The organism is Methylobacterium sp. DB0501, assembly GCF_011043735.1.
Taxonomy (GTDB): domain Bacteria; phylum Pseudomonadota; class Alphaproteobacteria; order Rhizobiales; family Beijerinckiaceae; genus Methylobacterium; species Methylobacterium alsaeris.
On record NZ_JAAKGV010000016.1, the window covers coordinates 1 to 14,770 of the forward strand.

Annotated in this window: 15 protein-coding genes; 4 read left to right on the forward strand and 11 right to left on the reverse strand. The window is 73.8% G+C overall.

What is annotated here, in order from left to right; translation table 11 throughout:
• The 8 genes from G4G93_RS35550 to G4G93_RS36030 form a co-directional block, all read right to left on the reverse strand.
• Positions 1-183 (reverse strand): hypothetical protein (locus G4G93_RS35550; protein ID WP_206289950.1); only part of this gene is annotated, 183 nt, incomplete at its 3' end.
• A 948-nt stretch (positions 184-1,131) separates the two neighbouring features.
• The gene (locus G4G93_RS22040; protein ID WP_165087202.1) at positions 1,132-1,620 is read right to left on the reverse strand and encodes a hypothetical protein; all 489 of its coding nucleotides are present in this window, start codon (positions 1,618-1,620) and stop codon (positions 1,132-1,134) included.
• 152 nt (positions 1,621-1,772) lie between these two features.
• Positions 1,773-2,669, reverse strand: a complete 897-nt coding sequence (locus tag G4G93_RS22045; protein ID WP_165087203.1) for a general secretion pathway protein GspK — start codon at positions 2,667-2,669, stop codon at positions 1,773-1,775.
• Between the two features lie 25 nt (positions 2,670-2,694).
• Positions 2,695-3,345 carry a general secretion pathway protein GspJ gene (locus G4G93_RS22050; RefSeq protein ID WP_165087204.1) on the reverse strand — a complete coding sequence of 217 codons (651 nt, stop codon included), beginning with the start codon at positions 3,343-3,345 and terminating at the stop codon, positions 2,695-2,697.
• Positions 3,342-3,749, reverse strand: a complete 408-nt coding sequence (locus G4G93_RS22055) for a type II secretion system protein (protein ID WP_312892198.1) — start codon at positions 3,747-3,749, stop codon at positions 3,342-3,344. The genes G4G93_RS22050 and G4G93_RS22055 overlap by 4 nt, the downstream gene beginning before the upstream one ends.
• Entirely contained in the window at positions 3,746-4,192 is a 447-nt protein-coding gene (locus tag G4G93_RS22060) for a prepilin-type N-terminal cleavage/methylation domain-containing protein (RefSeq protein WP_246736943.1), read from the reverse strand. The genes G4G93_RS22055 and G4G93_RS22060 overlap by 4 nt, the downstream gene beginning before the upstream one ends.
• Entirely contained in the window at positions 4,192-4,692 is a 501-nt protein-coding gene (locus tag G4G93_RS22065; RefSeq protein WP_246736944.1) for a prepilin peptidase, read from the reverse strand. The genes G4G93_RS22060 and G4G93_RS22065 overlap by 1 nt, the downstream gene beginning before the upstream one ends.
• On the reverse strand, positions 4,692-5,627 hold the full coding sequence (locus tag G4G93_RS36030) for a hypothetical protein (RefSeq protein ID WP_246736945.1): 936 nt from the start codon (positions 5,625-5,627) through the stop codon (positions 4,692-4,694). The genes G4G93_RS22065 and G4G93_RS36030 overlap by 1 nt, the downstream gene beginning before the upstream one ends.
• A 193-nt stretch (positions 5,628-5,820) precedes the next feature.
• Between G4G93_RS36030 and gspG the strand changes: the two genes are divergently transcribed.
• Both gspG and gspD read left to right on the forward strand, forming a co-directional pair.
• Positions 5,821-6,273, forward strand: a complete 453-nt coding sequence (gspG, locus tag G4G93_RS22075) for a type II secretion system major pseudopilin GspG (protein ID WP_165087451.1) — start codon at positions 5,821-5,823, stop codon at positions 6,271-6,273.
• A 687-nt stretch (positions 6,274-6,960) separates the two neighbouring features.
• Positions 6,961-9,309 carry a type II secretion system secretin GspD gene (gene gspD, locus G4G93_RS22080; RefSeq protein WP_165087206.1) on the forward strand — a complete coding sequence of 783 codons (2,349 nt, stop codon included), beginning with the start codon at positions 6,961-6,963 and terminating at the stop codon, positions 9,307-9,309.
• Positions 9,310-9,469: 160 nt separating this feature from the next.
• Here the strand turns inward: gspD and G4G93_RS22085 are convergent, their stop codons facing one another.
• The 3 genes from G4G93_RS22085 to G4G93_RS22095 are packed head-to-tail and all read right to left on the reverse strand — an operon-like array spanning position 9,470 to position 11,621.
• A complete protein-coding gene (locus G4G93_RS22085) occupies positions 9,470-10,030 on the reverse strand; it encodes a hypothetical protein (RefSeq protein ID WP_165087207.1) in 561 nt (186 codons plus the stop codon).
• Positions 10,027-10,551, reverse strand: coding sequence for a hypothetical protein (locus tag G4G93_RS22090; RefSeq protein ID WP_165087208.1), 525 nt, complete (start codon positions 10,549-10,551; stop codon positions 10,027-10,029). Before G4G93_RS22090 ends, G4G93_RS22085 begins: the two co-directional genes overlap by 4 nt.
• Positions 10,548-11,621, reverse strand: a complete 1,074-nt coding sequence (locus G4G93_RS22095) for a hypothetical protein (protein WP_165087209.1) — start codon at positions 11,619-11,621, stop codon at positions 10,548-10,550. Before G4G93_RS22095 ends, G4G93_RS22090 begins: the two co-directional genes overlap by 4 nt.
• 174 nt (positions 11,622-11,795) lie before the next feature.
• Here G4G93_RS22095 and G4G93_RS22100 point away from each other — a divergent pair, with 174 nt between their 5' ends.
• Together G4G93_RS22100 and G4G93_RS22105 are read left to right on the forward strand one after the other, a co-directional pair.
• Positions 11,796-13,526: a GspE/PulE family protein gene (locus G4G93_RS22100; RefSeq protein WP_165087210.1), complete on the forward strand. Its 1,731-nt coding sequence runs from the start codon at positions 11,796-11,798 to the stop codon at positions 13,524-13,526.
• Complete coding sequence (locus G4G93_RS22105) at positions 13,527-14,741, forward strand: type II secretion system F family protein (protein ID WP_165087211.1); 1,215 nt, start codon at positions 13,527-13,529, stop codon at positions 14,739-14,741.
• The last annotated feature ends 29 nt before the right edge of the window (positions 14,742-14,770 follow it).

Below are 14,770 nucleotides of genomic sequence, written 5' to 3' on the forward strand. Positions count from 1 at the left end.
CCGTCGCCCTTTCAGGCGCGAGGCGAGATCTCCCCAGGTAAGAGCACGTTCCGTCCCTGCACGACCGCCGGATCTACGCCGCCTCGCCTTGATCACGAGAGCTTCGCGGCTGTTTGCCCGCTCGCCCTGCTCAGCGTCGCCTTCTATCCGGTTCTTGTTCATCGGCCCGCAGGTGCGCTCCACGCTTCCTCCCCACGGTCGGTCGCCCTTCCGCAGTTGCGCTTCACTTCGCTCGCCGTGACCAGCTCACGGAGGGACTTCCACCCTCAAGAACGCGCCCATGCTGGGCGCACAAACGACGAAGGCCCGCCGGCGCACCGACGAGCCTTAAGGGGCAGGGTCCACGTTTCAGGGTTCGCGGGTGGTTTCGCACGATACGATCGTGATGGCCGTCTCGGCCCCGTACCGTATTTCAGCCCGCCCTGAAGCCACTATCCCTGTCGATCGACATTCGGTGGATTGTCCTGGTCAGCGGCATCGATGTGAGAAGCGTGAGGGCTGCAACCTTGAGAAGTCATGGCCACCTCCTCGAGTTCGTCTCGATGAAGGCTATGCTGCCCCTCCTCGCGGAGGCGGTCAAGAGCATTTCGTAGCCGGCTGCCATGGATCTTCGCTAAGGATTATAAACCTTGCGGAAGAGGCGCGGGACGGCGCGCCTCGTCGCCACGGCAACGATCATCAGGTCGAGGGCGAGACGACGGAGCCTCCGCGACGACGCCGCGGATCCGATCGCGCCGCGAGCCGGGATATCGCCGGGCCCGAAACACAACGAAGGCCCGCCGGCGCACCGACGAGCCTTAAGGGGCAGGGTCCACGTTTCAGGGTGCGGGTGGTGTCGCACGATACGATTGTGATGGCCGACTCGGCCCCGTATCGTATTCAGCCCGCCCTGAAGCCACTATCCCTGTCGATCTGTGTCCGGTGGAGTTTCCTGGTCACCGGCATCGGTATGTGTCGCGTGAGGGCTGCAACCTTGAGAATTCATGGCTACCTCCTCGAGTTCGACTCGACGAGGACTATGCTGCCCCTCCCCGCGGGGATGGTCAAGGGGAATTCGTAGCCGACTTTTTTTCAACTGCCGTGCTGGAACAAAACCTAAGGACAGGTTAAGGGGCCGCGCCGGTGCCGCGGTCACGCGACGTGCAGGATGGCGTCATTCATCACCCGGGCGACGACGTCGCAGGTCAGGTCGCTCGCGGCGCAATGGGTCACCTGGCGGTCGCGGTGATCGTGGTCGAGGCGGGGGTCGCAGGCGCTGGCCAGGAAGTAGCCCGCATCGGTGATGCTCATCACGTAGACGTCCGAGGCGCGGCCGGTATGCCGGTCGATCAGCATGAACTGAGTGTAGGCCTGTTCGAAATCGGGCCGACCGCGCAGGGAGGGCCCGCGCTCGATCAGGACGCCGTGGGGCGCGAGCTGGGCGCCGGCCGCCTCCAGCACCTCGGCGGCGATGTCGTGCAGGAGCGCCACGCGCTGCGCGTCCTCGGGCGAGAGCGGCTCGGCCTCCTGCGGCTCCGGATCCGCCTCGGCCTCGCGCCGGCGCCGGTGCTCCTCGAAGAAGGTCCCGAAATCCGACAGCACCACGTCCGGGCACCGCGGCAGAGTCCTGGTCTCCATCATCGCCTGGTCTCCGTCATCGCACCGCGCTCCGTCCCGTTCTCCAAGGTCCCGCCCCGAAGATCTCGTCGACGCTTCGCCCAAGCTTAACTCCGTGCCCCGCCGATCAGATCCGGCTCGGTCCGGGCAACGGCGCGGTTTCCTCTTCGGCATCGTCACGGACCGGCCCCGAGGGCCGCCGTCACCATTGCGCAGGCGGGGTGGCCGACGCCGCCGACGAGGTCGGGCGCCACGGTCTGCTGCCAGACGACGAAGCCGGCGCCGCCGAGGTTGAGGATCGCCGAGCGTCCGGCCCGGGCCCGGCCCTCCTCGACGACGACCGAGAGGCGGAAGACCTGGCGCGGCGACGGGACCGGGCCGGCGGAGCCCGGCAGGGAGCGGATGGCCGAGGGATTGGCCCGCCGCACCAGGGCGGCGAGGTCGAAGCGACCGCCCTCGTTGTAGACCGTCAGCACCGGCCGCAGCCGGGCGGCGATGGCCGGCGTCATCGAGGGCAGGCGGTCGACCTCGTCGATGCTGACGAAGGGTGCGTTGCGCGGCCCCCAGGGCAGCCCGCGGGCGCGGTATTGCGGCAGCTCGGCGCCGCCATTGGGTTCCGGCACGTCGTCGGGATCGCGGTAGTCGACGATCTCGGCGGCGAGCGCCAGCACCTCCCGGTCCGGGATGCCGAGGAGCCGGAACGCCTCCTCCATCGCCGGGCGCAGGCTGGCGTTGAGGTCGATCAGCGTGCCCTGGTCCTGGAGCGACAGGTACGCGGTGCGGCCCGGCGCGAGCGGGCAGGCGGTGACGGTGCCGTCCTCCGGCAGGCCGCCGCCGGCGCGGCGGTAGCTCCGGCCGAGATCGAGCTCGTAGGCGATCAGGCGGCCGAGGCCGTCCGCCGCGCCCTGGAGCCGCACCGCCTCGGCCCGGGCCTGGGCGAGGCCGGTGGCGGAGCGCACCTGCAGGATCGCCGCCGCCAGCACGGCGCCGACGACGATGAAGATCGCCAGCACCGAGAGCAGCACGAAGCCGGCCTCGCGGTCCTCGGATGGGCGCCCGCCGGAGGGGGTCATGGCGGCGATGGCCTGTCGGCGTTGGTCATGGGCCGGGATCGAGGGCGATCAGCAGGGGCGGCCACCGGCGGCGGTCCGCGGGGGAGAAGGCGACCTGGATCTCGACGATCTGCGGCGGCCGGTCCGGCCGCGACCAGGCCGGCAGCCAGACCGGCCGGGCGCCCTCGGACGGGGCGCCGTAATAGCGCAGGGCCAGCCCGCCGATCCGCCCGAGGATCACCTCGGCCCTGGGGAGCGCCGGCTGCCCCGGCGGCGGCTCGGCCTCGGCGCGGCTTTCCAGGAGGTCGAAAGCGCCGTCCCGGCCGGGCACCCGCGAGGGCAGTTGCCCGCGCGAGGGCACCCGGGAGAGGGTCACGGCGAGCTCCGTCGGGCGCTCCAGGGCCTGGTCGGGGGCGAGCGCCGCCACGAGCCCGTCGGGGCCGCCGCGCAGCGTCGGCCGCCGGCCGTCGGGGCGGCGTTGCGCCAAGCTGCCGAGGGTGCGCCGCAGGTGGTCGCGGACCGACTGCACCTCCTCGGCCCCGGCCGCCCGGGCCGCCGCCGCCGAGGCGCCGCCGGCGATCCGCACGGCGTTGAGCAGCAGCACCCCGATCAGCCCGGCGAGCGCGAGGCAGACCAGGGTCTCGACCAGGGTGAACCCGGCCTCCACGGCCCCGCGGTCGGGCGCGCTCCGACTCATCGGGGCTTCTCGGGGATCAGCGTGGCGTAGAGCGGGACGCCCGCCCCGCCGCGGGAAACCCGGACCTGCCAGAGCGGCGGCACCCGGCCGAGGCCGAGCACCGGGCGCAGGTCGGTGATGCTGAGCGTCCAAGGCGTGCCGTCCGAGAAGGCGCCCTGCAGGAGGCCCGGCCGCAGCGGGCCGGCGGCGAGGCGGCGCAGCACGACGCCCTCGGCCTCGTCGGCGGCGACGCGGCTCGCCTCGATTGCCTTGACCGCGCCCGCCGCCGTGCCGGCGATCTGGAACGCCATCACGGTGGCGGCGGCGGCGATGCCGAACGCCACCAGCACCTCGACGGTGGTGAAGCCGTCCTCGTCCGACGGGCGCGGCCGGCGGCAGCGCAGGCGGCGGAGCCGCGCGATCACCGGGCATCCTCCCGCAGCACCCGGCCGGTGAGCGCGCTCACCGACAGGACCCGGCGCGCCGGGCCGGCGGCGAGCACGATGCGCCCGCCGGACGAGCTGCCGTCGGGCAGGAGCCGCAATTCGCCCGGCACCGGCCGCCCGGTCGGGCCGGGCTCGACGGCGATGCGCAGGGTGCCGACCGGGATCGGCGGCGCGCCGGGTCGGGAGCTGACGAAGCGGGCGCCCTGCGGCTCGAAGGCGAGGCGCCCGGGCCGGCCCGTGCGGATCGCCTCGGCGCGCAGGCGACCGATCTCGGCGGCGACGGTCTCGGAGACGAGGAGCGCGCGCCGGTCGAGGGCGCCGGGGCCGAGGGACTGGAACGCGATCCCGGCGGCGAGGCCCAGGATCGCCATCGTCACCAGCATCTCGACGAGGGTGAAGCCCTCCTGCCCCCGCCCCGCCATCATCGATCGAGGAGGCCGGCGACGAGGGAGGCCTGGAATCCGAGCGCCGCGTGCAGCCCGAGCGCCAGGAACGGCCCGAACCGCAGGGCGGTGTCGCGCCCGATCTCCCGGCCCGCGGCGGCGAGGATCCCGATGACGGCGAGCGCCGACAGGCTGGCGGCCAGGATCAGCACCGGCAGGCCGGTCAGCCCGGTCCAGGCGGCGGCGGCACCGATGAACTTGACGTCGCCGAGGCCGAGCCCGATCCGGCCGGTGAGGCGGGCGTGCCCGGCGCGCACGGCCCGGAACAGCGCGTAGGCGGTCGCGGCCGAGGCGAGAGCGAGAGCGACCCCCCGGGCCCCGTCCTCCCAGGCGGCGGCACCGAGGCCGGCGACCAGGAGCGCGAGGTTGAGCGCGTTCGGGATGATGCCGCGGCGCAGGTCGATCAGGCCCGCCGGCAGGGTCAGCGGCAGCGGCAGCAGGGCGGGCAGCATCGCGCCGGCGAGGAGGGCGGCGGACATCACGCCCGCCGGCCCGGACGCGCCCGGACCGGGGTGAGCGCCAGGATCCGGTCTGAGGGAATCCGCGCCGCGGCCAGCCGCGCCGGCACGGGGGCCGCCGGGCGAGCCGCCGCGGGTGCCGGTGCGATCCCGGGATCGCTCGTCGGGACGGGCTCCGGAACGGGCTCCGGCCCGAATTCAGATCCGAGTTCAGACCCGAGTTCCGGGGCCGGGCGGGGGGCGTGCCGCAGGGTCCATTCGCGCAGGTGCAGCCAGTAGACGTAGGCCGCCAGGGCGGCCGCCATGACGGCGGCGAGCCACAGGGCGAGGAGCAGGCCGGCGGGGACGCGGCCGTTCAGCTCGCGCATCAGCCCGAGGGCGAAGGCCGCGTACCACGACACGCCGGAGACCGCGCCGGAGACGAGGAAGATGGCGGTGCGCCGGCCCGACACCCCGTCGAGCATCGGCCGCGAGAGGTCGCGCAGCACGCCGGGCAGCACGACCGCGTGGATCAGGAGACCGTTGACGGTGAGCGCCAGCACCACGGCGATCTTGGCCCAGAGCTTCGGGTTGTCGAACTTCTCCGGCGATTCCACCGCGTAGACGGCAAGGAAGCCGAGCCCCGAGAGCCAGAGCAGCCCGAGCCCGACCGACACGACCTTGCCGACGAACAGGAACATGCGGGCGATCTCGCCCGGCAGGCTGCCCCAGCGCATCCAGCGCAGGATCCAGAAATCGAGCATCGTCGCGCCGCCCAGGCCGAAGCTCAGGCCGACGAGGTGCACGGCGACGAGCAGCGTCAGGACGCGGACCGGGGGCAGCGGCGCCGGCAGCGGGATCTGCAGCGGCTCGCCGGCGAGCGCGGCGCTTCCGAGCGCGACGAGGCCGGCGAGCGCGAGGCCGGCGACCGCCAGGCGGCGGCCGGGACGACCCGCGTGTTCGGCTGAGCGCACCATGCTTCCTCCTGCCGCTGCCCCAGGGACTCTCCGACGAGGGCGGGATCCTGGCCGGAATTGGATAACAAATCCCGACCGCACCCGCGGCCCGTCCCTCCGTCAACCCCGGCAGTGAGGGGTTCTTTACGAAGGAGTGGCAGCGTGCCGGCGACTTGTCCGCTCGCCCCGAGGCCGCACGATGCCCGTCACGACCATGCAGGACCGCCGGACGCCGCCGGAGACGCGGCAGGATGGCCGGAACGAGAACCAGGCCGGGTTCTCGCTGGTCGAGTTGCTCGTCGTCCTGGCGATCATCGGCATGATCGCCACGATGGTGACGCCGCAGGTCCTCGGCTATCTCGGCCGCGCCAAGGGCGAGACCGCGCGCATCCAGGTCAAGAACATCGCCCAGGCGGTCGAGCTGTACTACCTCGATCTCGGCGCCTACCCGACGACCCAGCAGGGCCTGCAGGCGCTGCTGCAGCCGAGCGGCCCGTCCTGGCGCGGCCCCTACGTGCGCGACGCCCGCGGCCTGACCGACCCGTGGGGCCACACCTACCTCTACCGCTCCCCGGGCGCCGGCGGCACGCCGTTCGAGGTCTACAGCCTGGGCGCCGACGGCAAGCCCGGCGGCAACGGCGACCAGGCCGACGTGGCGAGCAACTGATATCGTTTGCGCCCGATCGGCTCTGGACCAGCATGGCGCAGGATCACCTCCCCCCAAGTGGGAGACAGGACGTGCGCTGCGCCTCTACTCGAACGGCTCAAGCCTGACCTGCACGAGCCGAGCCAGGGGACTGCGCCGGTCAATCAGGCATAACCATCGACACCTCTTCACGTCATCCCGGGGCTCGCTGCGAGCGGGAGCCCGGGATCCGTGACCGCTGACGATACAGAGTGAGACGAACCGCGTCCCGACCTGTTCTCTGACGTCAACGGCGATGCGTCCCGGGTTCTGCTGCGCGGCTCCAGGATGAGGATGGAGGGTTCGCGTTCGGTCGATCCGATCGAACAAGCAGCGCCGTCATCGTCGTTCCAAGTCTGCGCAGCAAGGCTCGGACCAACGGGTCGGGAATCGGCAAGGCTAGCGAGCGCCCGTTCCCGCCTCCGGCCAGATTCAATCCCCCGATCGAGCGGACTTGCGTCGAGTCTCCGGCCCTCCCGGCCCCCGCAGGACTCCGTGCCCACCCTCGGCCGCATTGGCAACCGCTCCGGCAAGACGCACCCGAAAGCTGCATTCTTCATCGACGGCAACTGCCGGCACTGGGTCTCCGGCCCGCCCTCAACCCCTCATTAACCATGATCCGCCTAACGTTCGGTCATCGACGAAGCGGGTTCAAGGGACGGCGAGCGGATGACCAGAGGTGCGCCTGTCCTCGTCCTGGCGCTCGCCTGCGGCTGGTCGTCGACGGCCTACGCCGCCGAGCCGGTCCAGCACCATCCCGGCCCCCGCGATCCCGGCGCCCTGGTGATGCGCGGCACCGACCGCCTGATCGGCGGCGAGGCGCCGGCCCGGGAGCCGATTCCGGGCGGCCCGGTCAGCCTCAACCTCGTCGAGGTGCCGCTGCCGGTCGCCGCCAAGGCGGTATTCGCCGACACGCTCGGCTGGGGCTACAGCCTCGACGAGCGCGCCTCCGGCACCATCACCCTCCAGACCGGCGGGCCGGTGAGCCGCGACGCCCTGCTGCGGATGTTCGAGGGCGCGCTGGCGAGCCGCGGCCTGTCCCTGCGCCGCGCCGGCCGCAGCGTCCAGATCGTGCCGGCGGGCACGCCCGCCGAGATGCGGCCGGTCCAGGGACTGGGCGGCGAAGCAGGCGCGGTGGCGGTACCCCTGCGCTGGATCTCGGCGGCCGAGATGCAGGCGATCCTGGGGTCGGTCGCGCCGCGCGAGGTGGTCTTGCGCGCAGACCGGGCGCGCAACCTCCTGATCCTCTCCGGCGACGCCAACCAGATCCGGATCCTGCGCCAGACCATCGCGGTGTTCGATGTCGACTGGATGCGCGGCATGTCGACCGCGATGGTGCCGGTGCGCAGCACTAACCCGGTGGCGCTCGCCCGCGACCTGACCCAGATCTTCGGCGGCGAGACCGCCGGCACCGGCGACGTGATCCGCTTCATCCCCAACGAGGCCCTGAACGCGATCCTGGTGGTGAGTTCGCGTGCCGCCTATCTCGACCGCGCCCGGGCGCTGCTGGAGCAGCTGGAGACCCTGGCCGCCGACCGCGAGCGCCAGCTCTTCGTCTACCGGATCCAGAATCGCTCGGCCAAGGAACTCGCCGCCGTGCTGCAGGGCGTGGTCATGGCGGAGATGGGCGGCGCCTACGGGGCCGCCGGGATGGGCGGCTACGGCGGGTCCTACGGGGGAGGCTCCGGCGGCGGCTACGCGGCGATGGGTGGCGGGACCCTGGGTGGCGGGCTCGGGGGCGCGGGCGGCTTTGGCGGCGCGGGCGCCGGAGCCATGGGATCAGGAGCGTCGGGCGGTCCCTTGGGTGGTGCAGCGGGCGCCTCCCCGTCGGGCTCGGGCTGGGCGGCGAGCGGATCGGGCGATCCCGCCGCCGGCGGGGCGGGCCTCGGCGGCGCGGCGGGAGGCTTGGCGGCGGGAGGCTTGGCGGCCGGGGGCTTGGGCGCCGGCATGGCCGGGGGCGGCTACGGCGGCGGCTATGGCGGCGGGTTCGACGCGGGCTTCGGCGGCGCCGGGATGCGGCGGGACGCCGTCGGCATCGTGGCGGACGACGCCAACAACAGCCTGGTGATCTCGGCCACCCGCAACCAGTACGACAAGATCCTGCGCATCCTCGGCCGCCTCGACGCGATGCCGACGCAGGTGCTGCTCGAGACGGTCATCGCCGAGGTGACGCTCAACGACAACCTCGCCTTCGGCGTGCAGTGGTTCCTCAAGCAGCAGGGCAGCCGCTTCAATCTCGGCAGCGTCGACACCAGCAAGGCGGCGGCGAATCTCGGCCTCAGCGGCACCTCGGGGCTGGTCGCCGCGGCGGCCCGGGGCATCCCCGGCTTCAACTACCTGCTCAACGCCGCCGACTTCAACGTGGTGCTCAACGCGCTCCAGGGCGTCACCCGGGTCAACGTGATCTCGTCGCCCAACATCACGGTGCTCGACAACCGCACCGCCAAGCTCCAGGTCGGCGACCAGGTGCCGATCATCAAGCAGACGGGCCAGAGCGCGCTCACCGCCGGCGCGCCGATCCTCAACCAGATCGAGATGAAGGATACCGGCGTGATCCTCTCGGTCACGCCGCGGGTGAACAAGAACGGCCTCGTCGTGCTCGACATCAACCAGGAGGTCAGCGACGTCGTCCCGACCACGACGTCGCAGATCGACTCGCCGACGATCCGCCAGCGCCGCGTCGCGACCAGCGTCGCGGTGAACGACGGCCACAGCCTCGCCATCGGCGGCATGGTGCAGGAGAAGGCGCAGATCACCAACGAGAACCTGCCGGTGCTGAGCGACCTGCCGGTGATCGGCCCGGCCTTCCGCAACCGGGTCGACAGCCGGGTGCGGACCGAGCTCCTGGTGTTCATCCGCCCCCGGGTGATCCGCGGCACCGCCGAGGCCGACCGCATCGCCGAGGATTTCCGCCAGAAGTTCCGGACGATGATGCCGGTCCGCCCGGTCCTGCCGCCCCCGCCCCTGCCGGTGGCGCATGAGGGCTCGCAGGGGATCCTGCGGCGGATGCTGGATTAGGCGTCTGGTCGTTCCGGGTTGCAGGGGACGCGCAGTACGAATCCTGACGTGGCGCCCGAACCCTCCCCCGCAGAGGGGGGAGGGTTCGGGCGCGCGGTCGAAGCGGCTCCCGGTTCGCCGCAGAGAATACAGTAAAACCAGAGACCTAGGGCAGCGCCCCTCACCGCCGCAAGCCCGCCTCCGACTCCGCCACGGGCCTCGCCCCCACCGGCCGCAGGGTCGTGGGCGCTCCCAGGAAGGTCGCGACGTAGCGGCGCTCCCCCTGGACCAGGGTGACCCGGTCGCGACCGACCTCGGCGATGCGCCAATCCCCCCTCCCCTCGCCGCGGGCGAGCCAGGCCTGGACGCCGCTGCCGTCGTCGATGAGCGCCCGGGCGATCGCCCCGTCGAGGAGGATGCCGCGCACGGTCAGCACCGGGCGCAGCGGGTCGCCGGCGAGGATGTCGCGCGGGCCGCGGGCGGTCCAGGGGCGCCGGCCGGGATCGAAGAGCGGGCGGGCGAGCGCGGTCTCGTCGGAAGGCGGCGCCGGGGCGGCGGCCCGGCGCGGAGGGGCGTCCGGCCCGCCATCGACCGGCCAGGCGAAGGCGGCGAGCATCAAGGCCGCCGCGGCCGCGCAGGCGGCGCGCGGCCCGCGCCCGGTCGCCGCCAGGGCGGCGCGCAGGGGGAGGCCGATGCGTCCCACGGCGCGCTCGGGGATGCGCTCGGAGATGCGCTCGGTCATGGCGTCTCCTTGGCCGGTGGAGGAGGCAGAATCACGCCGCGCACGGTGAGGTTCAGGCGCATCACCGTCGGCCGCCCGATCTCCGGATCGGCCGGGCGCTCGACGCTGAGCTCGGCCGCCTCCGGCACGACCAGGGGGCTTTCCGTCTCCAGGGCCTGGACCAGGCCGTGCAGGCCCTCCGCGGTGCCGCGCAAGGAGGCCGAGAGGCGCGGCAGGGTCGGGCGCGCCGGATCGGGCTGGAGCCCCGCCCCGTCCACCAGAACCGCCCGCCCGGCGGCGAGCGCGTCGAGGCGGGCCCGGAAGGCGAGGACGAGGCCGGCCTCGTCCGGGGCGCTGAGCGGTGCCGGCACCGGCGGCGCCGCGGCGGCGCCTTGGACCCGGGCGAGGCGGTCGCGGGCGAGCGCGATGTCGTCGGCCGCAGCCAGCGTGTCGAGCACCGGCCCGACCGCGACGGCGGCGGCGAGGCTCAGGCCGGCGAGTCCGAAGAGCAGCGCCCGGCCGTTGACCGGAGGCGCCCTCACGGCCGGCCTCCGGCGGGGCGCCGCGGCAGCGCGACGACGAGGCGCTGGCCGCCCTCTGCGGGCGAGGCCTGGCGCAGGTCCGGCGCCCCGAAGCCCGGCAGGTGGCCGAGGGCCGTCAGCACGGCCTGCGGGTCGGGGGCGAGAAGCGTCAGTTCGAGCCCGGCGCCGGTCAGGCGCAGGCTCTGGGCCGACACCGTGGCCGGGAGCGCCGCCGCGACCGCGTCCCAGGTCCGGGCCACGGAAGGGCCGCGCTCGGCCAGGATCGCGGCGGCGCCCGCCTGCAACGCCGGCGGCAGGCCCGAGGCGGCCGCCCGGCGCGCGGCCATGAAGGCGTCGTCGAGAGCATGGAGCGTCGCCGCCTGGTGCTGGCGAAAGGCCATGAAGGCCGCGAGCAGGAACAGGACCGTCACCGCGGCGAGGACGAGGTCGCCGGCGCCGCGCAGGAGCCCGGGCAGGGCGCGGTGCCCGCTCGACAGGAGATCGACCGGCATCGTCCGATCCTCGGCGGGGCCGACCGCGACGACGCTCGCGCTCATGCCCGCGCCGGCGAGCGCCGCCAGGAGCGGGCTGAGGCGGGCGCGCTTGAGCACGACGTGGCGCACCCGCAGGGTGCGGGTCGCGAGATCCTCGCCCTCGACGTACCAGTCGCTGAACACCAGGTCGGCGCGGAACGGGGTCGCGGCCTCCAGCTCCTGCGCCAGCACCGCGCGCATCCGCGGCAGCGCCGCGCTCGGCAGGTCGAGGGTGCGGATGAAGCAGGCGGCGGGATCGACCAGCACCTTGGCGCGCGCCTCGGTCCGGCCGCCCCGGATCGCCGCGAGCCGGTCGGCGAGGTCGTCGGCCGCGAGGTCGAGGCGGTAGGTCCGGTCCTGGCCGTCGCGCCGGTCGATCAGCGTCAGGGCGGGATCGGCCGGCGGGCCGAGCCGCAGGGTCAGCAGGGCCGGCGCGCGGTCGGTGCGCGGCTCGGAGAAGCCGAGGAGGTGCGAGGCGGCGTCGAGGCCGTGGCGGAACGAGGCCTTGGCCGGGTCCAGCAGGACTTGGAGCGAGGACAGGGCGGATGGCGCGCGCAAGACGGGTCGGCTCCGGCGTCGCGGGGGACGTCGGGACCGGTCTAGCGCTGCGATATTTCCGTCCGCTTAAGGACGCCGCGCGAGAATAGCCCGGTCCCGCGCCGGAGACAGGTTCCTCCATTCGGGTTCCTCTGGGCGAGTTTCTTGCGAGCGGGTTTCTTCTGGGATGGGGCGATGCTGAGCATCTGGGGGGCGAAGACCCGGCCGCGGCGGGCGCGGGCCGACCGGCGCGACGCAGCCCGCAGCCGCGCCGAGGACCTGCGCGCCTTCGTCGACCGCCTGGCCGAGAGCGAGGTGCTGGATGCCGCCGGCCACGAGCGGGCGCTCGCCGCCCTCGACGGGCCCGGCCGGCGCCCGCTGCCCTTGCTGCTCACCGAGCTCGGCCTCGTCCACGAGGCGACCCTGGTCACCGCCCTGTCGGAGGCGACGGGCCTGCCGATCCTGCGCCAGGACGAGCTGCCGGGCGAGCCGGTCCTGGCCGACCTCCTCTCGCCCGATTACTGCGCCCGCGCCCGGGTGCTGCCGCTCGTCGCCGAGCCCGACCGCCTCGTCGTCGCCCTCGTCGATCCGTTCGACGCCGAGACCACGAGGGCGCTGGAGCACCTCGTCGACCGCGCGGTGGCGCCCTGCCTCGTCGGCCCGGGCAGCTTCGAGCGGGCGCACCGGGCCGTCTACGGCGACGTCGCCGAGGAGGGCGAGGCGGGGGGCGACGACGACCTCGCGCGCCTCGCCGACGTGGCGAGCCAGGCGCCGATCGTACGGCTCTCGGCCCGGCTGGTGCGCAAGGCCTTCGAGCTCTCGGCCTCCGACATCCACCTGGAGGCGGAGGAGACCGACATGCGGGTGCGCTACCGCGTGGATGGCGTGCTGGTCGAAGCCGAGCGCCTGCCGAAATCGGTGCAGCTCGCGCTCACCACCCGCATCAAGATCCAGGCCGGCCTCAACATCGCCGAGCGGCGCCTGCCGCAGGACGGGCGCATGCAGGCCCCCGACCGCGGCCAGGACGTCGACATCCGCGTCTCGACCCTGCCGACGGCCCACGGCGAGAGCGTCGTCCTGCGCGTCCTCGACGGCTCGCGAAGGGTCGAGGACTTTTCCGCCCTGGGCTTCGACGCGGCGGCGATCGGCGAGATCGCCGCGATGACGAGCCGGCCGAACGGCCTCGTCCTCGTCACCGGCCCGACCGGCTCGGGCAAGACCACGACGCTCTATGCGGCGCTCCGCCGGATCAACGGCCCCCATCTCAAGGTCGTCACCGTCGAGGACCCGGTCGAGTACCGGATGGCGGGGGTGAACCAGGTGCAGGCCCATCCGGGGATCGGCCTCGACTTCGCAGCCGCGCTCCGCTCGATCCTGCGCCAGGACCCGGACGTGGTGATGGTCGGCGAGATCCGCGACGGCGAGACCGCCCGCATCGCCGTGCAGGCGGCGTTGACCGGCCACCTCGTCGTCTCGACGCTCCACACCAACTCCGCCCCCGCCACGGTGACCCGGCTGATGGACATGGGCATCGAGCCCTACCTCATCGCCGCGACCCTCAACGGCGTGGTGGCCCAGCGCCTGGTGCGGCGCCTCTGCGGGGCCTGCGCCGAGGCGAGTCCCGCGACGCCGCAGGAGCGCCTGCGCCTCGGCGTCCCGGCCGACGCCCCCGTGAGCCTGAAGCGCGCCCGCGGCTGCCCCTCCTGCAACGGCACCGGCTATCGCGGCCGCATGGTCGCCTCCGAGATCATGACGCTCGACGGCGAGTTGCGCGGGCTGATCGCGAATCGCGCCGACGAGCAGACCCTGACCGCCCGGGCGCGACAGGCCGGCATGACCGGGCTGTCCGACAGCGCGAGGGCGCGGGTGCTCGACGGCGACACCACCCTCGACGAGGTCGGGCGGGTGCTGGAAGGGACGCTCTGAATGCCGCGCTTCGCCTACAAGGCCTATGGCGGCGACGGGCGCTCGCGCGCCGGCACGATCGAGGCCGAGACGCGCCAGCGCGCGGTGGCGCGCTTACGCGCCGACGGGCTCCAGGTCTACGAGATCGCCCAGGCCGCCGCCGGCCCGGCGCCGTTCTGGCGACGCGACCTGTTCGGGCGCGACCGGGTCAACGACGCCGCCCGGGTCGCCTTCCTGCGCGAGTTCGGGACCCTCGTCGGCGCCGGGCTCACCGTCGACAAGGCGCTGCGCCTCGTCGAGCGCCAGGCCGGCCCGGCCCTGAAGCCGGTCCTCGCCGACCTGCTCGAGCGGGTGGTGGCCGGCGCCTCGCTGTCGCGGGCGATGGCGGCCCACCCGCAGGCCTTCCCGCGCGACATGGTCGACATCGTGCGCGCCGGCGAGGCGACGGGCACGCTCGTCGACGTGGTCGGCTCGCTCACGGCGTCGATCGAGCGGCGCGACGCGGTCAAGCGCCACCTGATCTCGGCGATGATCTACCCGGCGCTCCTCGTCGCGATGGCGGTCGGCACCGTGGCGATGATCGTCGGCGTGCTGGTGCCGGCCCTGGCCCCGCTCTTCGAGGGCAGCGGCCAGGCGCCGCCCTTCGCGATCCGCGCCGCCGCCTGGCTCGGCGACACGCTCTCGGCCTCCTGGCCGGTCCTCGTCGGCGGGCTGGCGCTCCTCGTCCTCGTCCTCGCCCGGGCCTGGGGGCTGCCGGGCTTCGCCGGCGCGCGGGCGCAGGCGGCGCTCCGGATGCCGCTGGTGCGCGACATCGTGGTCGGCATCGAGTGCGGCCGGTTCTGCCGGGTGCTCGGTACCCTGCTGGTCGCCGAGGTGCCGATCCCCGACGCGGTGGCGGCGACCCGGCCGCTCGCCGGCAACCGGGTCTTCCGCCGCGCCCTCGACGAGGCCGGGCGGCGGCTCGCCGAGGGCGGCAGCCTCGCCTCCGGTCTCGCCTCGCTCAAGCCCTACGCCGCCTCGACCCTGAACCTGATCGCCAGCGGCGAGCAGGTGAACCGCCTCGGCAGCGTGCTCCTCCACGCCGCCGAGATGCACGAGACCGAGACCCGCCAGCGCATCGACCGGCTGCTCGCCCTGCTCACCCCCCTGGTGACGGTGGCGATCGGCGGGCTGATCGGCGGGCTGATCATCTCGGTGATGGGAGCGATCCTGAGCGTGGGACAATTGACGCAGTAGGGGCGGCGGATCCGGGCCGGGGCCAGGCG